The 21,579-nt window shown below is 67.9% G+C and carries 24 protein-coding genes; 14 read left to right on the plus strand and 10 right to left on the minus strand.

Annotation, left to right across the window (positions count from 1 at the left end):
* The first annotated feature begins 60 nt into the window (after positions 1–60).
* Genes metG through ACSQ9I_RS22910 form a run of 3 tightly spaced genes read left to right on the plus strand, consistent with a single transcriptional unit; the run spans position 61 to position 4,065 of the window.
* Positions 61–2,139, plus strand: a complete 2,079-nt coding sequence (metG, locus tag ACSQ9I_RS22900; RefSeq protein ID WP_436314581.1) for a methionine--tRNA ligase — start codon at positions 61–63, stop codon at positions 2,137–2,139.
* Between the two features lie 8 nt (positions 2,140–2,147).
* Positions 2,148–2,360, plus strand: a complete 213-nt coding sequence (locus ACSQ9I_RS22905) for a hypothetical protein (RefSeq protein WP_093105907.1) — start codon at positions 2,148–2,150, stop codon at positions 2,358–2,360.
* Between the two features lie 28 nt (positions 2,361–2,388).
* Positions 2,389–4,065, plus strand: a complete 1,677-nt coding sequence (locus ACSQ9I_RS22910; protein ID WP_436314582.1) for a SulP family inorganic anion transporter — start codon at positions 2,389–2,391, stop codon at positions 4,063–4,065.
* On the opposite strand, the gene ACSQ9I_RS22915 is transcribed toward ACSQ9I_RS22910, so the two are convergent.
* Positions 4,062–4,562 carry an outer membrane protein assembly factor BamE gene (locus tag ACSQ9I_RS22915; RefSeq protein ID WP_436314583.1) on the minus strand — a complete coding sequence of 167 codons (501 nt, stop codon included), beginning with the start codon at positions 4,560–4,562 and terminating at the stop codon, positions 4,062–4,064. The two genes, ACSQ9I_RS22910 and ACSQ9I_RS22915, sit on opposite strands and share 4 nt — an antisense overlap.
* Positions 4,563–5,228: a hypothetical protein gene (locus ACSQ9I_RS22920; protein ID WP_436314584.1), complete on the minus strand. Its 666-nt coding sequence runs from the start codon at positions 5,226–5,228 to the stop codon at positions 4,563–4,565.
* A gap of 132 nt (positions 5,229–5,360) precedes the next feature.
* Here ACSQ9I_RS22920 and ACSQ9I_RS22925 point away from each other — a divergent pair, with 132 nt between their 5' ends.
* The 7 genes from ACSQ9I_RS22925 to ACSQ9I_RS22955 all read left to right on the plus strand — a co-directional run bounded on the left by ACSQ9I_RS22925 (position 5,361) and on the right by ACSQ9I_RS22955 (position 11,141).
* On the plus strand, positions 5,361–5,567 hold the full coding sequence (locus ACSQ9I_RS22925) for a DUF3460 family protein (RefSeq protein WP_093105897.1): 207 nt from the start codon (positions 5,361–5,363) through the stop codon (positions 5,565–5,567).
* A gap of 111 nt (positions 5,568–5,678) precedes the next feature.
* Positions 5,679–6,476: a segregation and condensation protein A gene (locus tag ACSQ9I_RS22930; RefSeq protein ID WP_093106164.1), complete on the plus strand. Its 798-nt coding sequence runs from the start codon at positions 5,679–5,681 to the stop codon at positions 6,474–6,476.
* Positions 6,477–6,656: 180 nt separating this feature from the next.
* Positions 6,657–8,228: an L-aspartate oxidase gene (nadB, locus tag ACSQ9I_RS22935; RefSeq protein WP_436314585.1), complete on the plus strand. Its 1,572-nt coding sequence runs from the start codon at positions 6,657–6,659 to the stop codon at positions 8,226–8,228.
* Between the two features lie 55 nt (positions 8,229–8,283).
* On the plus strand, positions 8,284–9,162 hold the full coding sequence (gene panB, locus ACSQ9I_RS22940; RefSeq protein WP_436314586.1) for a 3-methyl-2-oxobutanoate hydroxymethyltransferase: 879 nt from the start codon (positions 8,284–8,286) through the stop codon (positions 9,160–9,162).
* A gap of 13 nt (positions 9,163–9,175) precedes the next feature.
* A complete protein-coding gene (panC, locus tag ACSQ9I_RS22945) occupies positions 9,176–10,009 on the plus strand; it encodes a pantoate--beta-alanine ligase (RefSeq protein WP_436314587.1) in 834 nt (277 codons plus the stop codon).
* A gap of 6 nt (positions 10,010–10,015) precedes the next feature.
* Entirely contained in the window at positions 10,016–10,654 is a 639-nt protein-coding gene (queE, locus tag ACSQ9I_RS22950) for a 7-carboxy-7-deazaguanine synthase (protein WP_436293363.1), read from the plus strand.
* Between the two features lie 112 nt (positions 10,655–10,766).
* A complete protein-coding gene (locus tag ACSQ9I_RS22955) occupies positions 10,767–11,141 on the plus strand; it encodes a 6-carboxytetrahydropterin synthase (RefSeq protein ID WP_436314588.1) in 375 nt (124 codons plus the stop codon).
* A 15-nt stretch (positions 11,142–11,156) separates the two neighbouring features.
* Here ACSQ9I_RS22955 and nadA read toward each other — a convergent pair whose 3' ends face one another.
* The 6 genes from nadA to ACSQ9I_RS22985 form a co-directional block, all read right to left on the minus strand.
* The gene (gene nadA, locus ACSQ9I_RS22960) at positions 11,157–12,272 is read right to left on the minus strand and encodes a quinolinate synthase NadA (protein WP_436314589.1); all 1,116 of its coding nucleotides are present in this window, start codon (positions 12,270–12,272) and stop codon (positions 11,157–11,159) included.
* A 3-nt stretch (positions 12,273–12,275) separates the two neighbouring features.
* Positions 12,276–13,154: a carboxylating nicotinate-nucleotide diphosphorylase gene (gene nadC / locus ACSQ9I_RS22965; protein ID WP_436314590.1), complete on the minus strand. Its 879-nt coding sequence runs from the start codon at positions 13,152–13,154 to the stop codon at positions 12,276–12,278.
* Positions 13,155–13,186: 32 nt separating this feature from the next.
* Positions 13,187–14,188: an NAD(P)H-dependent glycerol-3-phosphate dehydrogenase gene (locus tag ACSQ9I_RS22970; protein WP_093105879.1), complete on the minus strand. Its 1,002-nt coding sequence runs from the start codon at positions 14,186–14,188 to the stop codon at positions 13,187–13,189.
* A gap of 25 nt (positions 14,189–14,213) precedes the next feature.
* A complete protein-coding gene (gene secB, locus ACSQ9I_RS22975; protein ID WP_093105876.1) occupies positions 14,214–14,678 on the minus strand; it encodes a protein-export chaperone SecB in 465 nt (154 codons plus the stop codon).
* A gap of 109 nt (positions 14,679–14,787) precedes the next feature.
* Positions 14,788–15,048 (minus strand): glutaredoxin 3, encoded by a 261-nt coding sequence (grxC, locus tag ACSQ9I_RS22980; protein WP_436314591.1) that lies wholly within the window; start codon positions 15,046–15,048, stop codon positions 14,788–14,790.
* Positions 15,049–15,068: 20 nt separating this feature from the next.
* A complete protein-coding gene (locus tag ACSQ9I_RS22985) occupies positions 15,069–15,476 on the minus strand; it encodes a rhodanese-like domain-containing protein (protein ID WP_436315806.1) in 408 nt (135 codons plus the stop codon).
* A gap of 72 nt (positions 15,477–15,548) precedes the next feature.
* On the opposite strand from ACSQ9I_RS22985, the gene gpmA reads away from it, so the two are divergent.
* The 3 genes from gpmA (at position 15,549) to ACSQ9I_RS23000 (ending at position 18,651) form a co-directional block, all read left to right on the plus strand.
* Positions 15,549–16,292 carry a 2,3-diphosphoglycerate-dependent phosphoglycerate mutase gene (gpmA, locus tag ACSQ9I_RS22990; protein ID WP_093105867.1) on the plus strand — a complete coding sequence of 248 codons (744 nt, stop codon included), beginning with the start codon at positions 15,549–15,551 and terminating at the stop codon, positions 16,290–16,292.
* Between the two features lie 99 nt (positions 16,293–16,391).
* Complete coding sequence (locus tag ACSQ9I_RS22995) at positions 16,392–17,834, plus strand: S41 family peptidase (protein WP_093105864.1); 1,443 nt, start codon at positions 16,392–16,394, stop codon at positions 17,832–17,834.
* Positions 17,835–17,889: 55 nt separating this feature from the next.
* Positions 17,890–18,651 (plus strand): HesA/MoeB/ThiF family protein, encoded by a 762-nt coding sequence (locus ACSQ9I_RS23000; RefSeq protein WP_436296432.1) that lies wholly within the window; start codon positions 17,890–17,892, stop codon positions 18,649–18,651.
* Positions 18,652–18,658: 7 nt separating this feature from the next.
* Here the strand turns inward: ACSQ9I_RS23000 and ACSQ9I_RS23005 are convergent, their stop codons facing one another.
* The gene (locus ACSQ9I_RS23005) at positions 18,659–20,677 is read right to left on the minus strand and encodes an AsmA family protein (RefSeq protein WP_436314592.1); all 2,019 of its coding nucleotides are present in this window, start codon (positions 20,675–20,677) and stop codon (positions 18,659–18,661) included.
* The gene (locus ACSQ9I_RS23010) at positions 20,674–20,880 is read right to left on the minus strand and encodes a hypothetical protein (RefSeq protein ID WP_436314593.1); all 207 of its coding nucleotides are present in this window, start codon (positions 20,878–20,880) and stop codon (positions 20,674–20,676) included. The genes ACSQ9I_RS23005 and ACSQ9I_RS23010 overlap by 4 nt, the downstream gene beginning before the upstream one ends.
* A 286-nt stretch (positions 20,881–21,166) precedes the next feature.
* On the opposite strand from ACSQ9I_RS23010, the gene ACSQ9I_RS23015 reads away from it, so the two are divergent.
* Positions 21,167–21,571: a response regulator gene (locus tag ACSQ9I_RS23015; RefSeq protein ID WP_436314594.1), complete on the plus strand. Its 405-nt coding sequence runs from the start codon at positions 21,167–21,169 to the stop codon at positions 21,569–21,571.
* Positions 21,572–21,579 lie beyond the last annotated feature (8 nt).

Genomic DNA, 21,579 nt, shown 5'->3' on the forward strand with positions numbered 1-21,579 from the left:
CCGGCCGCCTAAAATGCCCCTCCCGCCGGCTCCTCCGTTCCCCCAGAAAGCGCCTCCCCGATGTCCCAGCGCAAGCTTTTCGTCACCACCGCCCTGCCGTATGCCAACGGCAAGTTCCACGTCGGCCACATCATGGAATACATCCAGGCCGACATCTGGGTGCGGTTCCAACGCATGCAGGGCCACATGGTGCACTTCGTGGGCGCCGACGACGCGCATGGCGCGCCGATCATGATCGCGGCCGAAAAGGCCGGCAAGACGCCGCAGGAATTCGTCGGCGAGATCGCCGCGGGCCGCAAGGAATACCTCGACGGCTTCCACATCCGCTTCGACAACTGGCACTCGACCGACAGCGCCGAGAACACCGAGCTGGCGCAGGGCATCTACAGGAAGCTCAAGGCGGGCGGCATGATCGCCACGCGCACCATCGAGCAGTTCTACGACCCGGTGAAGGGCATGTTCCTGCCCGATCGCTACATCAAGGGCGAATGCCCGGTGTGCCACGCCAAGGACCAGTACGGCGACGCCTGCGAGGTCTGCAGCAGCGTCTATGCACCGACCGAGCTGATCAACCCCTATTCGACGCTCACCGGCGCAACGCCCGAGCTGCGCAGCTCCGAGCACTTCTTCTTCAAGCTCTCCGACCCGAAGGTGGTCGACTTCCTGAAGAAGTGGACGCAGGACGGCAAGCTGCAGCCCGAGATGGCGAAGAAGGCCAGCGAGTGGTTCGAGGCCGGCATGGCCGATTGGGACATCTCGCGCGAGGCGCCCTACTTCGGCATCGAGATTCCCGATGCGCCGGGCAAGTACTTCTACGTCTGGCTCGATGCGCCCGTGGGCTACCTCGCGAGCCTGAAGAACCACTTCGACAAGGGCCAGGCCGCCGCCCACTGGCACGAGGCTTCGCGCACATCGCAAAGCTTCGACGAGTTCGTCGCCGATCCGGCGGTGGAGCAGGTGCACTTCATCGGCAAGGACATCGTCTACTTCCACACGCTCTTCTGGCCCGCGATGCTGCAGTTCAGCGGCCGCAAGACGCCGAGCCAGGTCAACGTGCACGGCTTCATCACGGTCTCGGGCGAGAAGATGAGCAAGAGCCGCGGCACCGGCATCGACCCGCTCAAGTACCTCTCGATCGGCATGAACCCCGAATGGCTGCGCTACTACATCGCGGCCAAGCTCAACGCCAAGGTGGAAGACGTCGACTTCAATCCCGACGACTTCATCGCACGCGTGAACGCCGACCTGATCGGCAAGTACATCAACATCGCGAGCCGTGCAGCCGGCTTCGTCGCCAAGCGCTTCGGCGGCCATCTGGGGCAGGTCAGCAGCGACGGCCTGCATGTGCTGGAGGTGCTGCGCCTCGAAGCGGAGAACATCCGCGCCCTCTACGACAGCCGCGACTTCGCGCGCGCGCTGCGCGAGATCATGGCGCTGGCCGACCATGTGAATGCGTACGTCGACGCCAACAAGCCGTGGGAGCTCGCGAAGCAGGCAGGCCAGGAGGCGCGGCTGCACGACGTATGCTCGGCCTGCATCGAGGCCTTCCGGCTGCTGACGCTCTACCTGAAGCCCGTCTTGCCGACGCTCGCAAGCAAGGTCGAAGAATTCCTGAAGATCGATCCGCTGGCGTGGAGCGACGTCCATGCGCCATTGCGCACGGGTCACCCGATCGGCGAATACAAGCACCTGATGCAGCGCGTCGACGCCAAGCAGCTCGACCAGCTGTTCGAGCCGCCCGAGCCGGCCCCGGAAGCCGCTCCCGCCACGGCCCTCCCCGGCGGCGAAGGCATCGCCCCGACCATCACCATCGACGACTTCGCAAAGATCGACCTGCGCATCGCGAAGATCGTGGCCTGCCAGAAGGTCGAAGGCTCGACCAAGCTGCTGCACCTGACGCTCGATGCCGGCGAGGGCAAGACCCGCAACGTCTTCTCCGGCATCGCCTCGGCCTACGAGCCCGAGCAGCTGGTCGGCAAGCTCACGGTGCTGGTCGCCAACCTGGCGCCGCGCAAGATGAAGTTCGGCATCTCCGAAGGCATGGTGCTGGCCGCCAGCCATGCCGACGAGAAGGCCGAGCCCGGCATCTACGTGCTCGAGCCGACGAGTGGCGCAACGCCCGGCATGCGGGTACGCTAGCGCCGCTCATGAACCGCTTCTTCCCGATCGCCGCGCTGATCCTGGCTTTCTGCCTGCCCTTGGGCGGCTGCGCAGTGGTCAGCGTCGCCAGCACGGTGGTGAGCGTGGGCGCCGGCGCGGTCGGCCTGGCGGCCGATGCGGCGATCGGCACCGCCCGCATCACGGGCAAGGCAGTAGGCGCCGCGGCCGATGCCGTGCTGCCCGACAGCGAAGACCGTTGAGCGAAAAAGGCGCATCCACAATAGCGTCATGACCTCGCCATTGAAGCTTGCGCCCTTCCGCCCCCGACTGATCGACGCGCTGGCCGGCTACGACAGGGAACGCTTCTTCAAGGACCTCGGCGCCGGCGCCACGGTGGGCATCGTGGCGCTGCCGCTCGCGATGGCCTTCGCGATCGCCTCCGGCCTCAAGCCCGAGGCCGGCATCTGGACCGCGATCATCGCCGGCTTCCTGATCTCGGCCCTGGGCGGCTCGGCGGTGCAGATCGGCGGGCCGGCGGGCGCCTTCATTGTGATCGTCTACGGCATCGTCGAGCGCTACGGCGTGGCGAACCTGTTGATCGCCACCGCTTGCGCGGGCCTGCTGCTGCTGCTGATGGGGCTGTTCCGGCTCGGCAACCTGATCCGCTACGTGCCGGTGTCGATCGTGATCGGCTTCACCAACGGCATCGCGGCGCTGATCCTGATCTCGCAGCTCAAGGACTGGCTCGGCCTCTCGATCGCCAAGATGCCGGCCGACATGTTCTCCCAGCTGCACACGCTGGCCAAGAACCTCGGCAGCTTCAATCCCTACGCCTTCGGGCTCGGCCTGGTCTGCCTCATCGGCCTGTTCGCCTGGCCGAAGCTCCTGCACGACAAGACGCGCTTCGGCTACGCGGTGCACCTGGTGCTGGGCCGCATGACCGAGCTGCGCGCCGTGCGCGCCGGTTCGCGCATGCCGGGGCCGATCGTCGCGCTGGTCACGCTGACGCTGGTGTCCTGGGGCTTCAGCCTGCCGGTGGAGACCATCGGCACGCGCTTCGGCGGCATTCCCGAAGGCGTACCGGGCTTCGCACTGCCCGATTTCTCATGGGAAACCGTCAAGCAGTTGGTGACGCCCACGATCACCATCGCGCTGCTCGGCGCGATCGAGTCGCTGCTGTGCGCGCGCGTGGCCGACCAGGCCAGCGGCCAGCCGCGCCACGATCCCAACCAGGAACTGATGGCGCAGGGCATCGCCAACCTGGTCACGCCTTTCTTCGGCGGCATGCCGGCCACCGGCACCATCGCGCGCACCGTGACCAACGTGCGCGCCGGCGCCAGCTCGCCCATCGCCGGCATCGTGCACGCGCTCACGCTGCTGGTGGTGGTGCTGGTGGCAGCGCCGCTCGCGCAGCACGTGCCGCTGGCGGTGCTGGCCGGCATCCTGGTCTTCGTGGCCTGGAACATGGGCGAATGGCACGAGTTCTCCCCCTACATGCTGCGCCGCTTCAGCCAGCATTACCGGTTCCTGATGCTCGGCACCTTCTTCCTCACCGTGGTGTTCGACCTCACGGTGGCGGTGCAGGTGGGCATCGTGCTGGCCTGTGCCTTGTTCATCCGGCGCATGAGCACGCTGTTCAGCATCGAGATGGTGTCGCTGCAGCCGCCGGTGCTGACCTTCAGGCTCTACGGTGCGCTGTTCTTCGGCGCCGCAGCCAAGCTGGACCCGACCGTGCAGGCCGTCGAGCGGGCGCCGCGCGGGATGACGGTGGTGCTCGATGCGATGCAGCTGATTTCGCTCGACGCCACCGGCCTGGACGCGCTGCGCCAGCTGCACAAGGCAGTGCTGGCGCGCGACGGCGTGCTGCGCATCGAGTCGCTGCAGCCGCAACCGCTCGAAGTGATCGTGCGCTCGGGCTTCGCGGACGAGATCACCTCGGGCGCGCCGGGCCAGGCCGCGCACTAGTTCGAATTGGCTTCGGTGCTGCGGTCGGGCGAAGAACCGGTGCGCACCACGCGCTGGTCGTCATTGAGCGTGGCGACGAACACCATCGGCGAATTCGGCGGCTGGAGCCAGCGCCATTCCCAGGCGGTCTCGTTCCTGAGCGGGTACGGCGTACGCCGCGCCGGCTTGCCCAGCAGCCGGCGCAGTTCTTCCATCGCCATGCCGGGCTGCACCCGGGCGAAGTTCTCGGGCGTGAGCACCTGGCGCAGCGCGCTCATCTTGCCGTCGGGGCCGATAGTGATCATGTAGTTCTTCTGGCCCTGGGGCTGGCGGTTGTACTCGAAGACACGGCCGCCCGGCGCGTCCCAGATGTTTTCCGGCTGGCCGAAGCGGGTCCGCACATCGGCCTCGGTCGAGACGCCTTCTTCAAGCTCACTGATGCGCTGTCGATCGCAGCCCCCCAGGCACAGCACCGCCGCCAAAGCGGCGAAGTGGGCAAGCCTGGGGGTGAGCCTCATTTATTGTGCGAAGCAATACATCAAGCCGCCGCCGCCGGTTGACTTGAGAGCGTCCAGGCTGCAGCCGCTGGTGGGGTGCGAGGAGTTCCAGGACTTCGCGGGCGCACTGTCGTCCAGCCCCCTGCGGTCGTGGTGACCCACGATGGCCGATCCCTCGCCACCCTTGGTCCAGTTGCCGCAGGTGTTGTCCTTGCCGTCGCTCACGGCACGGCCGTCGGGCGAGGAGCCGGTCAGGATGTCATGCAGGGTGACCGCGTCGCCGCTTCCGCTGATGGTTTCGCCCTTTTCCGTCAGCGCCGTCTGCTTGCTGAGCTTGTTGTCGGGACCGTGCAGCCCGTCGACATTGCTGGCGATCTGCTCGCCCTTGGCATTGAGCCAGGGGCCGTTCCCGATGCGGTCGCGCGCATTCACCGCCGGGCTGCCGGCCGCGGCGCTCGTGCTCAGGTAGGCGCGCCAGGTCCGGCCGCCGGCGCCCGCGCTCGCCGCCAGGCTCTGGCAGTAGCGGTCGGCGCCCGCGAGGCCGCCGAAGTCGGCGCCCTTGCCGGGGTTCGTGCTGGTCAGGAAGAAGCTCATCTTGCTTTGCGGTGCACGGCTCATGCCGCTGCAGGCGCCCAGTGCAATGGCCGCCGCGGCCGTCGAAGCGAGGTACAGCGAAAGTCGGCGCATGAGCAGTCTCCTTGTGGTGTTGGGGAGCCGCCACGCTAGCGCACGGCGACCCCTCCAACAATGAGGAATCCACCGGTGCCGGATGGCCGGGATTGAGCCCCGGTAAAATTCGCCGCAAAGGTCCAAACCCCCATGTCCATCTTCGCCCGCCCTCACTACACCTCCGAGATCACGAACTTCATCGAAGAGATGAAGGAAAAGAAGCCGACGCTCGAAGCCGAACAGCGCGCCGGCCGCGCACTCCTGTGGGACAAGCACCTCGACCGCGACGCGCTCGAGGAGTACGGCCAGGCCAATGTGCCGCAGCAGCCCTACGTCTACCAGACGCGCGTGAAGTAACAAGTGCCCATCCGGCCTGTAGCGCACTCCCGGGCCACCATGGCGGGCGACGATGCCCGTGCCGTGGAGGCAGAGGACGTCGTCGACGACGACGCGCCGCCGATCGCCGCGATGCCCGAGGTGATCGACCAGGTCGCGCTCGCGCGGCTCTACGGCGAGCCGCTGTTCGCGCTGCCCAACGACCTCTACATCCCGCCCGAGGCGCTGCAGGTCTTCCTCGAGGCCTTCGAAGGGCCGCTGGACCTGCTGCTCTACCTGATCCGCAAGCAGAACTTCAACATCCTCGACATCCCGATGGCGGGACTGACGCGGCAGTACCTGACCTATGTGGACCAGGTGCGCCAGACCAACCTCGAGCTCGCGGCCGAGTACCTGCTGATGGCCGCGATGCTGATCGAGATCAAGTCGCGCATGCTGCTGCCACCCAAGAAGACGGCCGAGGGCGAGGAGGTCGAGGACCCGCGCGCGGAACTGGTGCGCCGCCTGCTCGAGTACGAGCAGGCCAAGCTGCAGGCCGCTTCGATCAGCGCGATGCCGCAGGCCGGGCGCGATTTCTGGAAGGCGCAGGTCTACATCGAGCAGTCGCTCAAGCCGCGCTTTCCCGACGTGAACGTGGTCGACCTGCGCGAGGCCTGGGCCGACATCCTGAAGCGCGCCAAGCTCGTGCAGCACCACAAGATCTCGCGCGAGGAGCTCAGCGTGCGCGAGCACATGAGCATCGTGCTGCGCCACCTGCAGGGGCGGCAGTTCGTCGAGTTCGAGAAGCTGTTCGACGTGACGCGCGGCGTGCCGGTGCTGATCGTCACCTTCATCGCGATGCTCGAACTCGCGAAGGAAACGCTGATCGACATCACGCAGGCCGAGGCCTTCGCGCCGATCTACGTGCGGCTGGCCTACGCCCCGGCATGATGTTGCTCTATTCAGCGCGCCGGCCGGCCGTTGCCCGACGCGTGGTCATCAATTCGAGGCCGGCGAAGCCAGGCCCATTCGGGAGACACCGCGGAACCGGCTTCGCCGGGCCGCTGGTGTCGCCCCCGGTGAGGGCGGTGGCGGCCACACGAAGTGGGCAAGCCTGGGGGTGAGCGATATATGCATGAGTTCGACGTCCTCATCGTCGGCAGCGGTCTGGCCGGCCTCAGTGCCGCGCTGCACCTGGCGCCCACGCACCGCGTGGCCGTGCTCACCAAGCGCGCGCTGAACGACGGTTCCAGCCAGTGGGCGCAGGGCGGGATCGCGGCGGTGCTGGGCGAAGACGACAGCCTGCAGTCCCACGTGGACGACACGCTGGTCGCCGGCGCCGGGCTCTGCGACCTGGCCGCCACCCGCTTCGTGGTCGAGCACGCGCCCGAGGCCATCGCCTGGCTGCGCGAACTCGGCGTGCCCTTCTCGCTCGAGAACGGCGAACTGCACCTGACGCGCGAAGGCGGCCACAGCCAGCGCCGCATCGTGCACGTGACCGACGCCACCGGCGCCGCGGTGCAGCGCACGCTGATCGAGGTCGTGCGCCGCACGCCCGGCATCACACTGTTCGAAGAACACACGCTGGTCGACGTCATCACGGGCCGCAAGCTCGGACTGGCCGACCCGGCCTGCCTGGGCCTCTATGCGCTGAACGCAGTGACCGACGAGGTGGTCACCTTCCGCGCACCCCACACCATCCTGGCCACCGGCGGCGCCGGCAAGGTCTATCTCTACACCACCAACCCCGACACGGCCACCGGCGACGGCATCGCCGCGGCCTGGCGCGCGGGCTGCCAGGTGGCGAACATGGAGTTCATCCAGTTCCACCCAACCTGCCTCTACCACCCGCATGCCAAGTCCTTCCTCATCAGCGAGGCGGTGCGCGGCGAGGGCGGACTGCTCAAGCTGCCCGACGGGACCCGCTTCATGCCCGCGCACGATGCGCGCGCCGAGCTGGCGCCGCGCGACGTGGTGGCGCGCGCCATCGACTTCGAGATGAAGAAGCACGGGCTGGACTGCGTGCACCTGGACATCTCGCACCAGAGCCCGGCCTTCCTGCAGGAACACTTTCCCAACATCCTCGCGCGCTGCGCCGAACTGGGCATCGACATCACGCGCGAGCCCATTCCCGTGGTGCCGGCCGCGCACTACACCTGCGGCGGCGTGCTGAGCGACCTCGCCGGCCGCACCGACGTGCCGGGCCTCTACGCCATCGGCGAGACCGCCTGCACCGGCCTGCACGGCGCCAACCGGCTGGCCAGCAACTCATTGGTCGAATGCATGGTGTTCGCACGCGCGGCCGCACAGGCCATCGCCGAGGCGCCGGCGCACGCCGGCGCCGAGCTGCCGCCCTGGGACGACAGCCGCGTCACCGATGCCGACGAGACCGTGGTCATCTCGCACAACTGGGACGAGCTGCGCCGCTTCATGTGGGACTACGTGGGCATCGTGCGCACCAACAAGCGGCTGGAGCGCGCGGCTCACCGTATCGCGCTGCTGGACAGCGAGATCCAGGAGTTCTACGCCCACTTCCACGTCACGCGCGACCTGCTGGAGCTGCGCAACCTGGTGCAGGTGGCCGAGCTCATCGTGCGCTCGGCGCAGGCGCGGCGCGAGAGCCGCGGCCTGCATTTCAGCCGCGACTATCCATCGCTCGCCGCACCCGCGGCACCGACCATCCTGGTACCGCCGGCCGCCTGAGGCGCCGCCCGGTTCGAACCTACGGCGCGCTGCGCCACTGTTGAAGAAGCCCACCATGTCGAACGCCGCCGGCTCCGCCACCCCCTACGGCACCCTGCCGCCCGCCTCCCCGCCCTCGCTGCGCAAGCCGCTCAGCCTGCCGCGCCTGGCGGACCTGCATGCGCGCGGCGAGAAGATCACCATGCTGACCGCCTACGACGCCACCTTCGCCGCCATGGCCGATGCGGCGGGCGTCGAATGCCTGCTGGTCGGCGACTCCGTGGGCATGGTCTGCCAGGGCCTTCACAGCACCGTGGGCGTGACGTTGGACACGATGCGCTACCACACCGAGAGCGTCTTTCGGGGGCTGCGCCGCGCGCAGGGCACGGCCTGGCTGGTCGCCGACCTGCCCTTCGGCAGCTACCAGGAATCGCGCGAACAGGCGCTCGCCAGCGCCACGGTGCTGATGCAGGCCGGCGCCCACATGGTCAAGCTCGAAGGCGGCGGCTGGACCACCGAGACCGTGCGCTTCCTGGTCGAGCGCGGGATCCCGGTGTGCGCCCACCTCGGCCTCACGCCGCAGACGGTGCACGCGCTGGGCGGCTACCGCGTGCAGGGCAAGGGCGAGCAAGCGGCAGCCCTGCTGAAACAGCAGGCCCATGCGCTGCAGGACGCGGGCGCGGCGATGCTGGTGCTGGAGATGGTGCCGGCCGCGCTGGCCGCCGAGCTCACCGGCGAGCTGAAGCACTGCGCCACCATCGGCATCGGCGCCGGCCGCGGCACCGCCGGCCAGGTGCTGGTGTTGCACGACATGCTGGGCATCAACCTCGGCAAGATGCCGAAGTTCGTGCGCAACTTCATGGCCGATGCGCCCGGCATCGCAGAGGCTCTTGCGGCCTATGTGCGCGCGGTGAAGGACGGCAGCTTCCCCGACGACCAACTCCACGCCTGGTAGGCAGATCACCACCATGCACATCGCCCGCACCCTCCCCGAACTGCGCGAATACCTGAGCCGCTTCCAGCGCCCGGCCTTCGTTCCCACCATGGGCAACCTGCACGAGGGCCACCTGGCCCTGGTGCGCCAGGCCAAGCCGCTGGGCGACGTCACGGTGGCCAGCATCTTCGTCAACCGGCTGCAGTTCCTGCCGCACGAGGACTTCGACACCTATCCGCGCACCTGGGACAGCGACTGCGAGAAGCTGCGCTCGGCCGGCTGCGACCTCCTGTTCGCGCCCGACGAAAAGGCGCTCTACCCCGAGCCGCAGACCTGCAAGGTGCATCCGGGTCCGGCACTGGCCGACATCCTCGAAGGCCATTTCCGGCCCGGCTTCTTCGTCGGCGTCTGCACCGTGGTGATGAAGCTCTTCAGCTGCGTGCAGCCGCGCGTCGCGGTGTTCGGCAAGAAGGACTATCAGCAGCTGATGGTCATCCGCCACATGGTGCGGCAGTTCGCGCTGCCGATCGAGATCGTGGGCAGCGAGACCCGGCGCGCCGAAGACGGCCTCGCGCTGTCCTCGCGCAACGGCTACCTGAGCGAGGCCGAGCGCGCGGAAGCGGTGCAGCTGTCGAAGGCGTTGCAAGCCATGGACAGCGCGCTGCGTTCAGGCGAACGCGACTTGGCTGCGATCGAAGCGCGCGCGATGCAGTCATTGAAAGAGCGCGGCTGGCAGCCCGACTACCTGGTACTGCGCCGCCGCGCCGACCTGCAGGCGCCGGCGGCGCCCGGCGAGCCGCTGGTTGCGCTGGCCGCGGCGCGCCTGGGTGCCACGCGGCTGATCGACAACCTGGAAATCGACCTCTGAGTCTTCATGAGTTACAGCGTCAAGGAAATCTTCTACACCCTGCAAGGCGAAGGCGCCCAGGCCGGCATGCCGGCCGTGTTCTGCCGCTTTGCCGGCTGCAACCTGTGGAGCGGCCGCGAGAGCGACCGCGAGAGCGCCATCTGCCGCTTCTGCGACACCGATTTCGTCGGCACCGACGGCACGCTGGGCGGCAAGTTCGCCAACGCCGAGCTGCTTGCCGACACCATCGCCGCGCAATGGCCGGCCGGCGACGCCGAGCACCGGATGGTCGTGCTCACCGGCGGCGAACCGCTGCTGCAAGTGGACGCGGCGCTCATCGCCGCGCTGCATGCGCGCCGCTTCCGGATCGCGGTGGAAAGCAACGGCACCGTCCTTGCGCCCGAAGGCATCGACTGGCTTTGCATCAGCCCGAAGGCCGGCGCGCCCTGGGTCCAGCGCACGGGGCAGGAGCTCAAGGTGGTGTGGCCGCAGCCCGGCCTCGACCTGGACGCGCTGCAGGCCGACAGCCACTTCGCGCACCGCTTCCTGCAGCCGATGGACGGTCCGGCACAGGCCGAGAACACGGCCCTGTGCATCGACACCTGCATGCACCGCCCCGGCTGGCGGCTCAGCCTGCAGACCCACAAACTGACCGGGATCCGCTGAAATTTAGCTCTCCCCCAGGCTCCCCCACTTCGTGTGGTCCGCCAACCCCCTCTCCGGGGGCAACACCAGCGGCCCGGCAAGCCGGTTCCGCGGTGTTCCCCGACTGACGCCAATGTCCACCCAACTCACCATCAGCCAGCGCTTCTTTTTCGACGCTGCCCACACCCTGCGGCGCGAGATCGACGCCGAAGGCAGCCGCCGCATCCACGGCCACACTTACCACGCGGAGGTCGCCGTCAGCGGCCCGCTCAATGTCGAAACCGGCATGGTCATCGACCTCGGCGTGTTGCGCGGACATCTGAATGCCGTACGCGAGCAACTCGACCATCACCTGCTCGACGATGTGCCGGGCCTGGGCATCCCCACGTTGGAAAATCTTTGCCTGTTCATCGCCAAGGCCCTGGCCGGCATGCGGCCGCCGCCCTCGCGGGTGCGCGTCTGGCGCGATGCGCTGGGCGACGAGTGCGTGCTGGAGCTCGGCGCCTGACGCCGGAGGCTCGGCTCAGGCCGCGCCGATGCCGGCGACCAAGCTGCCGGCCGGCTGGCCGTTTTTCAGCCCCGCCGTGAAAGCCAGCATGCGATCGATCGGCACGCGTGCGCGAAGGCCCAGCGCCGGGTCGACATGGACCTCGCCGGCGCCCGTTTCGAGCACCCGCGCCAGGTCGGCCAGGCCGTTCATGGCCATCCAGGGGCAGTGCGCGCAGCTCTTGCAGGTGGCGCCGTTGCCGGCCGTGGGCGCCTCGATGAAGATCTTGCCGGGATTGAGCGTGCGCAGCTTGTGCAGCATGCCGCTGTCGGTGGCGACGATGAACTCGGCTGCATCCATGCGCTGCGCCGCATTCAGGATGCCGGAGGTCGAGCCCACCGCATCGGCCAGCGCGATCACGTCGGCCGGCGCTTCTGGATGCACCAGCACCTTGGCCCGCGGATGGGCCTCTTTCAGCAGTTCCAGCTCGAGCGCCTTGAATTCGTCGTGCACGATGCAGGCGCCTTCCCAGCTCACCATGTCGGCGCCGGTTTCGCGCCGGATGTAGTCGCCCAGGTGCCGGTCGGGCGCCCAGAGGATCTTGCGGCCCTGCGCCGCCAGCGCACGCACCACGTCGAGCGCGCAGCTTGAAGTCACCAGCCAGTCGGCGCGCGCCTTCACGGCCGCGCTGGTGTTGGCGTAGACGACCACCGTGCGGTCCGGATGCCGGTCGCAGAAGGCGCTGAAGGCATCGGCCGGGCAGCCGAGATCGAGCGAACAGGTGGCGTCGAGATCGGGCATCAGCACACGCTTTTCGGGCGACAGGATCTTGGCGGTCTCGCCCATGAAGCGCACGCCCGAAACCACCAGCGTCCTTGCCGCATGGTCGCGGCCGAAGCGTGCCATCTCGAGCGAATCGCTCACCAGGCCGCCGGTTTCTTCGGCCAGGTCCTGCAGGTCGGGATGCACGTAGTAGTGCGACACCATCACCGCATCGCGCTCGCGCAGCAGGCGGCGGATACGCTGCTTCAGCGCTGCGCGTTCGGTTGGCGACGGCTCGGGCGGGACGCGCGCCCAGGCATGGCGCGTGTCGCAGGCGGCACCGGCTTCGGCCGGCTGCTCGTAGTCGACGCTGATGACGGAAGTCGCCACGGCTCAGCCCTCCTGGAAGCGCATCGAAAAATCGATGGCCTTGATGTCCTTGGTCAGCGCGCCCACCGAGATGCGATCGACGCCGGTCTCGGCCAGGGCACGCACGCTTTCGAGTGTGACGCCGCCGGAGATCTCCAACACCGCGCGGGTCTTTCTGGCCGCCTCGTTGCGGCGCACGGCTTCGCGCAGGGTCGGCAGGTCCATGTTGTCCAGCAGCACCATCCGCGCGCCCTGGGCCAGCGCCTCGTCGAGCTGGTCCAGCGTCTCGACTTCGATTTCGACGAACTTTGCCTGGCCGGCCACGCGCGCGGCGGCTTGCAGCGCGGCGCTGACGCCACCCGCGGCGGCGATGTGGTTTTCCTTGATCAGGATGGCGTCGTACAAGCCGATTCGGTGGTTGGTGCCGCCGCCGACGCGTACCGCGTACTTCTGCGCCAGACGCAGGCCCGGCAGGGTCTTGCGGGTGTCGACGATCGCGGCGCGCGTGCCGCGGACCGCTTCGACGTAGGTGGCGGTGCGCGTCGCGACGGCGCTCAGCAGCTGCAGGAAGTTGAGCGCGGTGCGTTCGGCAGTGAGCAGGGCCCGCGCATCGCCCGAAATTTCGAGCACGGTCTGCTCGGCCGCGCACTGTGTGCCTTCTGCACCATGCCACACGATGCGGGCCTGCGGATCGAGCTGCAGCACGACCGCCTCCACCCACGGTGCGCCGCACAGCACGGCGGGCTCGCGCAGCAGCACTCGCGCCGTGGCGCGCCCGCCGGCAGGCACCAGGCCGGCCGTGAGGTCGCCGTCGCCGGCGTCCTCGCGCAACGCCCGCGCGGCATCGGCCTGCGCGAGCTCGGCCACGCGGGCCGGGGAAAAATCGAAAAAGTTGTCGTCCATTGTTCTGTTTGCTTAGCCGGGCCACACGGGTTTCATCCGGATTCCACGCCCGGCTCGCGCCCCATCAGTTCAGCGACTGCCTCCGCAGGCCGCACGCGGCCGTCAAGCAGCGCAACCACGCTGTCGGCGATCGGCATTTCGACGCCCAGATGGCGCGCGCGCTGCACCACGGTGCGCGCGCAGTAGACGCCCTCGGCCACGTGGCCCAGCGAATCCACCGCCTGGGCCAGCGTCCGGCCCTGGGCCAGCAGCAGGCCGACCTTGCGGTTGCGCGAGAGATCGCCGGTGGCCGTGAGCACGAGGTCGCCGAGGCCGGAGAGCCCCATGAAGGTATCGGCCCGGGCGCCGAGGGCGACGCCGAAGCGCGTCATTTCGGCCAGGCCGCGCGTGATCAGCGCGGCGCGCGCATTGAGGCCGAGCGCCAGGCCGTCGGCCAGGCCGGTCGCGATCGCCAGCACGTTCTTGACGGCGCCGCCGACCTCGACGCCCACGATGTCGTCGTTGGCATAAACGCGCAGGGTCGGGCCGTGGAAGGCCGCGACCAGCGCATCGCGCAGCTGCGTATGGAGACTGGCGGCAACCAGCGCCGTGGGCCGGCCTTGCGCGACTTCCTGCGCAAAGCTCGGGCCGCTCAGCACGCCGGCCATCAGATCGGGCGCGACGACGGCCTGGATCTCGTGGCCCAGCAGCCCCACGGCGCCCGGGTCCGCGCGCGCCGGCTCGACGCCTTTGCAAAGCCAGGCCACCGGGTAGGCGGCGTCGCGCAAAAGAACGAGCTGTTCGCGCAAGGCCGCCATCGGCGTCGCGACGATCGCGAGATCGGCGCCCTCGAGCGCGGCGAGCGCATCGCCGGCGCGAATGGTGAGTGAGGGCGGCAGCGCAATGCCGGGCAGATAGCGCTGGTTCTCGCGCGCCGCCGACATGGCCTCGGCCTGGGCCGCATCGCGCGCCCACAGGGTGACCGGATGGCGGCCGGCCGCATTGACCGCCAGCGCCGTGCCCCAGGCACCGGCGCCGAGCACGCAGATCTTCATCGGCGGCGGCGCAGTTACGTTGCGCTTACTGCGTGACGATCGGCGAGGGCTGGCCCGCCGCCTGGGCCTGCTGCTGTTCGAACATGGCCTGGAAGTTGATTTCGGCCAGGTGAACCGGCGGGAAACCGCCGCGCTGGATCACGTCGGCCACGTTGCCGCGCAGGTAGGGGTAGACGATCTGCGGGCAGGCGATGCCGAGGATCGGGCCCATCTGGTCTTCGGGCAAGTTGCGGATCTCGAAGATGCCGGCCTGCTTGGCCTCGACCAGGAACACGGTCTTGTCCTGGATCTTGGTCTGCACGGTGGCCGAGACGGTGATCTCGAAGATGCCGTCGGTCACGGGCTGGGCATCGACGCCGAGTTGGATGTCGACGGTCGGCTGCTCCTGCTCCAGCAGGATGGCAGGCGAATTGGGCTGCTCGAGCGACAGGTCTTTCAGATAGACGCGCTGGATCTGGAAGACGGGATCTTGGGCTTGCTGGTCGGCCATGGCTGAACTTTCGAGGGTCAAAACAACGCCCGCCGGGGAGAAGGTCCCGAGAGCGGGCTGGAGGATGGGTCTGCGAGGATGCGAAAGGGGCGATTATCGCCCCGCTGCTTCAGGCGCCCTGCAGCAGCGGGATGAGGCCGCCGCGGCCGTCGAGCGCGATCAGCTCATCGCAGCCGCCGACGTGGATGTCGCCGATGAAGATCTGCGGCACGGTGCGCCGCTGGGTGGTGTTCATCATCGCGATGCGGGCCTGGGGGTCGCTGTCGACGCGGATCTCCTCGATCTGATCGACGCCCTTGGCCTTGAGGATTTGCTTGGCTCGAATGCAATAGGGGCAAACGGCGGTGGTGTACATCTTGACGGCTTGCATCGTGCGTATATCCGGGAAGTTCAGGCTTTTTCAATCGGCAGGTTAGCCTCTTTCCAGGATTTGAGTCCGCCGGCCACCGCTTGCGCTTGCTCGTAGCCGAGTTTCTTGGCCGTGGCCACCGCGCGCTGGGCCCGCGCACCGGTGGCGCAGATCAGAAGCAGCGGCACCGATTTGTTCTTGACCGCGGCACCGAGTTTTTCGCCGAGCTGGTTGAGCGGCACGTTCTTCGCGCCGGTCACATGACCGGCTGCATACTCCTCGGGTTCGCGCACGTCGACCACCACCGCGCGTTCGCGGTTGATGAGCTGCACCGCGCCCTGCGCCGTGAGCGATCCGGCGTTGGCCCCGCGCAGCAGCGGCCAGGCCAGCATGCCGCCCGAGCTGAGCGCGATCAGGATCAGCATCCAGTTGTCGACGATGAATTTCACGGTGTTCCTTGAGTAGCAAACCCCGGATTTTAGAATGTCGACTTTTCGCTTGCGTTCCAAAGGCCTTCCCCCATGCATAAACTGGTACTGATCCGCCACGGCGAATCGACCTGGAATCTCGAAAACCGCTTCACCGGCTGGACCGACGTCGACCTGACGGCCACCGGCATCGAGCAGGCCAAGCAGTCCGGGCGGCTCCTGAAGGCCGAGGGTTACGACTTCGACGTCGCCTACACCAGCGTGCTCAAGCGCGCCACCCGCACGCTCTGGCATACGCTGGACGAACTCGACCGCACCTGGCTGCCGGTGGTGCACTCCTGGCGCCTCAACGAGCGCCACTACGGCGCGCTGCAGGGCCTCAACAAGGCCGAAACCGCCAAGAAGTACGGCGACGAGCAGGTGCTGGTCTGGCGCCGCAGCTACAGCACCCCGCCGCCGCCGCTGGAGCCGAACGATCCGCGCTGCGAACGCGCCGACGTGCGCTACGCCAAGCTGCCGCCGGAGCAGGTACCGCTGACCGAATGCCTCAAGGACACCGTGGCGCGCGTGCTGCCCTTCTGGAACGAATCGATGGCGCCGGCGATCCGCGCCGGGCGCCGGCTGGTGGTGTCGGCGCACGGGAATTCGATCCGGGCGCTGGTGAAATACCTCGACGGCATCTCCGACGACGACATCGTGGGCCTCAATATCCCGAACGGCATTCCGCTGGTCTACGAGCTGGACGACGAGCTCAAGCCGCTGCGGCACTACTACCTCGGCGACGCCGCGGCGGCCGAAAAAGCCGTGGCCGCGGTGGCAGCGCAAGGCAAGGCGTGACGAAAACCGCTCCAGCTTCGACGGGTACGCGGAACCCCGGCAGACAACTTGCTTCCAAGCTGTGTATATTGGATTGACAGGCGACAAGGACATTTACACATGGGCCAGAAATTGAAAATCACCGGCTGGGTTGCAGCCGGCGCCGTGGCCGGCGCGCTGACCACCGTCTCGTTGCAAACCGTTGCACGAGGCTCCCTGGCCCCTCTACCTCTCGAAGAACTGCAGCAGCTCGCTGCGGTGTTCGGCATGGTGAAGAGCGACTATGTCGAGCCGGTCGACGAGAAAAAGCTCATCTCGGATGCGATTTCGGGCATGGTCGCCGGGCTCGATCCGCATTCGCAGTATTTCGACAAGAAGTCCTTCAAGGAATTTCGCGAGGGCACCACCGGCCGCTTCGTCGGCGTGGGCATCGAGATTTCGCAGGAGGACAACCTGATCAAGGTGGTGTCGCCGATCGAGGGCTCCCCCGCCTTCCGCGCCGGCCTCAAGCCGAACGACCTGATCACCAAGATCGACGACACCGCGGTGCGCGGCCTCTCGCTCAACGAGGCCGTCAAGCGCATGCGCGGCGAGGCCAACACCAAGGTGCTGCTCACGATCTTCCGCAAGGACGAGAACCGCACCTTCCCGGTGACCATCACGCGCGAGGAGATTCGCACGCAGTCGGTGCGCGGCAAGGTGATGGAGCCGGGCTACGGCTGGATCCGCCTGTCGCAGTTCCAGGAACGCACGGTCGACGACTTCGTCAAGAAGGTCGACGAGATCTACAAGCAGGAACCCAACCTGAAAGGCCTGGTGCTCGACCTGCGCAACGATCCGGGCGGCCTGCTCGATGCGGCGGTGGCCATCTCGGCCGCCTTCCTGCCCGAGAACGTCACCGTCGTCTCCACCGACGGCCAGCTGTCCGAGAGCAAGTCGGTCTACAAGGCCGCGCCCGAGTTCTACCAGCGCCGCGCGGGCAGCGATCCGCTGCGCACCCTCCCTGCGGCGCTCAAGACGGTGCCGCTGGTGGTGCTCGTGAACGAAGGCTCGGCTTCCGCCAGCGAAATCGTGGCCGGCGCCCTGCAGGACCACAAGCGTGCCATCGTGATGGGCAGCCAGACCTTCGGCAAGGGTTCGGTGCAGACGGTGCGCCCGCTCGGCCCCGACACCGGCCTCAAGATCACGACGGCGCGCTACTACACGCCGAGCGGCACCTCGATCCAGGCCAAGGGCATCGTGCCGAACGTGCTGGTCGACGAAAGCGCCGAGGGCAGCCCCTTCGCCGCGCTGCGCATGCGCGAGGCCGACCTCGAAAAGCACCTGGCGAGCGGCCAGGGCCCGGAGAGCAAGGACCCCGAGCGCGAAAAAGCCCGCGACGAGGCCCGTAAGCGGCTCGAGGAAGAAGCCAAGAAGCCGCCGCAGGACCGCAAGGTGCCCGAGTTCGGCACCGACAAGGACTTCCCGCTCATGCAGGCCTTCAACCGGCTCAAGGGTCAGCCCGTACTGGTGAGCAAGACGCAGGTGATCGTCGAGAACAAGGAAGAAAAGAAGGAAAACTGATCCCGGGCGGCTCCCCGCGGGAGCCACCGCCCCCCGGCGATCGACCGCGCAGCGCATGGAAGACCAAGACCTGCTGCGCTATTCGCGCCACATCCTGCTCGAAGAGTTCGGCATCGACGGCCAGGCGCGCGTCAGTGCGGGCCATGCGCTGGTGATCGGTGCCGGCGGGCTCGGCTCTCCGGTGCTGCTCTATCTCGCCGCGGCCGGCGTCGGCCGCATCACGCTGGTCGACGACGACGAGGTCGATCTCACCAACCTTCAGCGCCAGATCGCCCATGGCACGGAGCGGGTGGGCATGGCCAAGGTCGAATCGGCCGCCGAGGCGATGCGCGGCATCAATCCGGACATCCGCATCGAGACGCACCGCCTGCGCGCCGACGATGCGCTGCTCGCGCGGCTGGTCGCCGAGGCCGACGTGGTGATCGATTGCAGCGACAACTTCAGCACCCGGCATGCGGTGAACCGGGCCTGCGTCGCCCATGCGAGGCCGCTGGTGGCCGGCGCGGCGATCCGCTTCGACGGCCAGCTGAGCGTGTACGACGCGCGCGATCCGGCCTCGCCCTGCTATGCCTGCCTGTTTCCGCCCGATGCCCACTTCGAGGAAACGCGCTGCGCCGTGCTCGGCGTGTTCGCGCCGGTGGTCGGCACCATTGGCACCTTGCAGGCCGGCGAGGCACTGAAGCTGCTGGCCGGCATCGGCCCCTCGCTGGCCGGCAGCCTGCTGATGTTCGACGGGCGCCGGACGGCTTTCGACACCCTGCGCGTCGCCCGCGATCCGGGCTGCAGCGTGTGCGGGCACCGGCCGGGTGCCGGCTGAAGAAAAGCTACTGCTTCTTTGCCTTGGCAGCGCCGGCGGCTGCCTCCCGGGATACCGGCCGCTTCGCCAGGGCCAGCACCTCCTGGCAATCGGCATCGACGCCGGGGCCGGTTTCGACGGTCGCGGCGAGCGCGAGCAAGGGGTTGATCGTGCCCAGCGCCAGCGCAGCGATGCCGCGCGTCGCCAACGGGCCGGCCTGGACGCCCGCCGACGGCGATGCAAAGGTGCCGCCGACAACCAGCGGACCGCGCAGCGAGAGGATGCTCTTGTCCTTGGGTTGCGGCCGGATCACGAAATCCAGCGTCTCGTTCGCGAGGCTGGCATGGCCACTCACGTTGAAGACCGTGTCCTCGGTGTCGAACACCAGGCTGCGGCCGTTCATCGTGCCCTTGTCGACATCGAAGGCGAGCGCCGCGCAGCGCAACACGACGTTCCGGTCGCCGCGCAGCAAGAACTTGATGATCTCGCCGCCGTCCAGGCCCATGAATTCCAGCAGCAGGTTGCTGAACTGCCCGCGGCCCGTGAGAGCGGCCACATCCCCGGAGGCGCTGCCCAGCCAGCCCGCGACCGAGTTTCCGCGCCCGGACAGGTTGATCCGCCCATCGAGTTTTCCGAAGCTGGTGCGCAGGGTCTCGACCTTGGGAATCAGGCGGTTGAGCTGCATGGCGCGCACGTCCAGCGCCGCTCGGATGTCGGCCGGATTCTGGGTGGCATCGATGCGGATCGCGCCGGCCAGCCTGCCGTTGGCGACGCCCACATCGAGCGGGTCGAGCGTCAGCACGCCATCCTTCAGCTTCACCTGCACGCTGCCCTTGTCGAGCGGCAGCTCGCGCACGTTCCGGATGCGGTCGGCCACGTACTTCACCTCGGCATTCATGGCGCGCAGGCGCTCGAAGTCCAGCGTGGCGGTGGGCAGCACCTTGCGCCCGGGATCGCGCTGCGCGCGCTTGACTTGGGCAACGCTGGGCGGCGGCGCCACACCTTCGACTGCATTGGCCGAACGGGCCGTCGGCGGCAAGCCGATCAACGGGCCGAGGTCGTCCATGTCCATCACGCGCGAGCGGAGGCTGCCCGCGAGATAAGGCGGCTTCTGCGACTGGTCGAACCGCATGTCGCCGGCGATGTCGGAGAGGCCCAGCTTGCCCTTGAGGCCTTGCACCTCCCACAGCTTCGCGCGCTTTTTCAGCTCGCCGCTGAGGGCGTAAGGGGAAGTCTGGGGCAGCGCGATGCCCAGCAACCGGTACAGATCGCCGAGGTTCTGGCCCTTGAGTTCGAAGCGGGCGTCGACGCCATCCAGGCTGGCGAGTTCGGTCACCGTGCCTTGCGCCTTCAGCCGGGTGTGACCCGCGGCCGCACTGATCTCGAGCGGGAACGGCGGCTGGCCCGCCGCGTTGAGCTGCAGCACGTTGCCGGTACGGCCCTCCGCCGTGAGCGGCTGGCGCTGGTAGCGGCCCTTGATGCGGTAGCTGAGCGGCATGTCGCCGCGGCTGGTGTCGAAGCTGAAATCGGCGTGCAGGTCCACGCCCCAATGCTCCGCAAGGAAGTCGAGCCCGCCGCCGTCGATCTGCAGGAGGCCGATCGTCGGCACTGTCGCTTCGTCCGAAGTGTCCTTGCCCAGCGCCCAGGTGCGCCGCCCGTCCTCTTCCATCTGAAGGCCCAGCGACGGCGAAACCAGGGCCAGGCGCGGAATCACGACCTTGCGCGCCAGGAGCGGCCACAGCCGGAGGTCCAGTTCGGCGCTCTGCGCACGCACGAGATAGGGGTCGCGGGCCCAGGAAGGATTCGCGAATTCGATGCCGTCGAGCTTGACGGTGGCGCCGCGCCAGCCGAGATCGACATCCAGCCGCCGCGTGATCTCGAACTTGCGGCCGGTCTTGTCGCTGACGTAGCGGTTGATCGGCTCCCGCAGCGCGTCCCAGGGAAAGAAAGCCAGCACCAGCAGGAGGGCCACGAACAGCCCCAGCAGCACCGCGCCGAGCTTGATCCAGATCGAGCGGCGCGGCGTGTGGGCGGTGGTCGGGGTCACGGTGCTGGCATCTTCTTGTCCGGCGTCGAGGTGATGGATGCAGGGGATGCGAGGAAGCAGATGGCGGTGATGCCGACCGCGGCCGCGTTTTTCGCCGCTTCGGCGAGCTTCAGTTCGGCGTTCGCGGGCTCGCCGATCACCACGACTGCGGCGGCCGCCAAGGTCAAGAGGCCGACGGCCACGTAGTTCCACACGATGTTCATCTCGGCGCCTTCCGTTGGAGAAAGGATGCGAAGGCATGGAGCGATCCGCATCGGGATCGAGGGTACGGGGGCGCATCCGGCGCCGGGGTCGGCGCTCGACCGCAGCCGCTGTGGGGCAAAGCCTACGGCCGCAAATCGTTCAACGTCGTAAGAACAAACCTACAGCCGCAGGGCGTCGAACGCTGCATGATGCGGGGCTGTTGATTTGTAGCATTTTGCGAAACGGCTTTCGCGGGGACCCACGGTCCACGGAGCTCGATCGCCAGAGAGACGCGCCGGTTCTCCAATGGACCCCAGATTGAACACCTACATCGTCGAAGACAACGTCACGATCCGCGAGAATCTCGTCGGTACTCTGGAGGAGCTCACCTGGATCTCAGCCGTCGGTTTCGCCGAAACCGAGACGGAAGCCGTCCGCTGGCTGACCGAGAACAGCGACCAGTGGGAACTGGCCATCGTCGATCTGTTCCTGAAACAAGGCAGCGGCCTGGGCGTGCTGCAGGCTTGCGTGTCGCGCCGGCCCGACCAGAAAGTGGTGGTGCTCAGCAACTACGCCACCCCCGACATACGCAAACGCTGCGCCCAGTTCGGTGTCGATGCCGTGTTCGACAAATCGAACGAGATCGACGCGCTGATCGACTTCTGCATCGGGCAGTCCTCCGCGCTTCGCCAGCCGTCCAGCTCGAGCTGACGCCCCGC

The sequence above is a fragment of the Variovorax sp. LjRoot84 genome (assembly GCF_964254305.1).
Lineage (GTDB): Bacteria > Pseudomonadota > Gammaproteobacteria > Burkholderiales > Burkholderiaceae_C > Variovorax.

Excerpts from the sequence above, each read along its gene's own strand:
- metG (WP_436314581.1), top strand. The coding sequence starts at position 61 with ATGTCCCAGCGCAAGCTTTTCGTCACCACCGCCCTGCCGTATGCCAAC.
- ACSQ9I_RS22905 (WP_093105907.1), top strand. The coding sequence starts at position 2,148 with ATGAACCGCTTCTTCCCGATCGCCGCGCTGATCCTGGCTTTCTGCCTG.
- ACSQ9I_RS22910 (WP_436314582.1), top strand. The coding sequence starts at position 2,389 with ATGACCTCGCCATTGAAGCTTGCGCCCTTCCGCCCCCGACTGATCGAC.
- ACSQ9I_RS22915 (WP_436314583.1), bottom strand. The coding sequence starts at position 4,562 with ATGAGGCTCACCCCCAGGCTTGCCCACTTCGCCGCTTTGGCGGCGGTG.
- ACSQ9I_RS22920 (WP_436314584.1), bottom strand. The coding sequence starts at position 5,228 with ATGCGCCGACTTTCGCTGTACCTCGCTTCGACGGCCGCGGCGGCCATT.
- ACSQ9I_RS22925 (WP_093105897.1), top strand. The coding sequence starts at position 5,361 with ATGTCCATCTTCGCCCGCCCTCACTACACCTCCGAGATCACGAACTTC.
- ACSQ9I_RS22930 (WP_093106164.1), top strand. The coding sequence starts at position 5,679 with ATGCCCGAGGTGATCGACCAGGTCGCGCTCGCGCGGCTCTACGGCGAG.
- nadB (WP_436314585.1), top strand. The coding sequence starts at position 6,657 with ATGCATGAGTTCGACGTCCTCATCGTCGGCAGCGGTCTGGCCGGCCTC.
- panB (WP_436314586.1), top strand. The coding sequence starts at position 8,284 with ATGTCGAACGCCGCCGGCTCCGCCACCCCCTACGGCACCCTGCCGCCC.
- panC (WP_436314587.1), top strand. The coding sequence starts at position 9,176 with ATGCACATCGCCCGCACCCTCCCCGAACTGCGCGAATACCTGAGCCGC.
- queE (WP_436293363.1), top strand. The coding sequence starts at position 10,016 with ATGAGTTACAGCGTCAAGGAAATCTTCTACACCCTGCAAGGCGAAGGC.
- ACSQ9I_RS22955 (WP_436314588.1), top strand. The coding sequence starts at position 10,767 with ATGTCCACCCAACTCACCATCAGCCAGCGCTTCTTTTTCGACGCTGCC.
- nadC (WP_436314590.1), bottom strand. The coding sequence starts at position 13,154 with ATGGACGACAACTTTTTCGATTTTTCCCCGGCCCGCGTGGCCGAGCTC.
- ACSQ9I_RS22970 (WP_093105879.1), bottom strand. The coding sequence starts at position 14,188 with ATGAAGATCTGCGTGCTCGGCGCCGGTGCCTGGGGCACGGCGCTGGCG.
- secB (WP_093105876.1), bottom strand. The coding sequence starts at position 14,678 with ATGGCCGACCAGCAAGCCCAAGATCCCGTCTTCCAGATCCAGCGCGTC.
- grxC (WP_436314591.1), bottom strand. The coding sequence starts at position 15,048 with ATGCAAGCCGTCAAGATGTACACCACCGCCGTTTGCCCCTATTGCATT.
- gpmA (WP_093105867.1), top strand. The coding sequence starts at position 15,549 with ATGCATAAACTGGTACTGATCCGCCACGGCGAATCGACCTGGAATCTC.
- ACSQ9I_RS22995 (WP_093105864.1), top strand. The coding sequence starts at position 16,392 with ATGGGCCAGAAATTGAAAATCACCGGCTGGGTTGCAGCCGGCGCCGTG.
- ACSQ9I_RS23000 (WP_436296432.1), top strand. The coding sequence starts at position 17,890 with ATGGAAGACCAAGACCTGCTGCGCTATTCGCGCCACATCCTGCTCGAA.
- ACSQ9I_RS23010 (WP_436314593.1), bottom strand. The coding sequence starts at position 20,880 with ATGAACATCGTGTGGAACTACGTGGCCGTCGGCCTCTTGACCTTGGCG.
- ACSQ9I_RS23015 (WP_436314594.1), top strand. The coding sequence starts at position 21,167 with ATGGACCCCAGATTGAACACCTACATCGTCGAAGACAACGTCACGATC.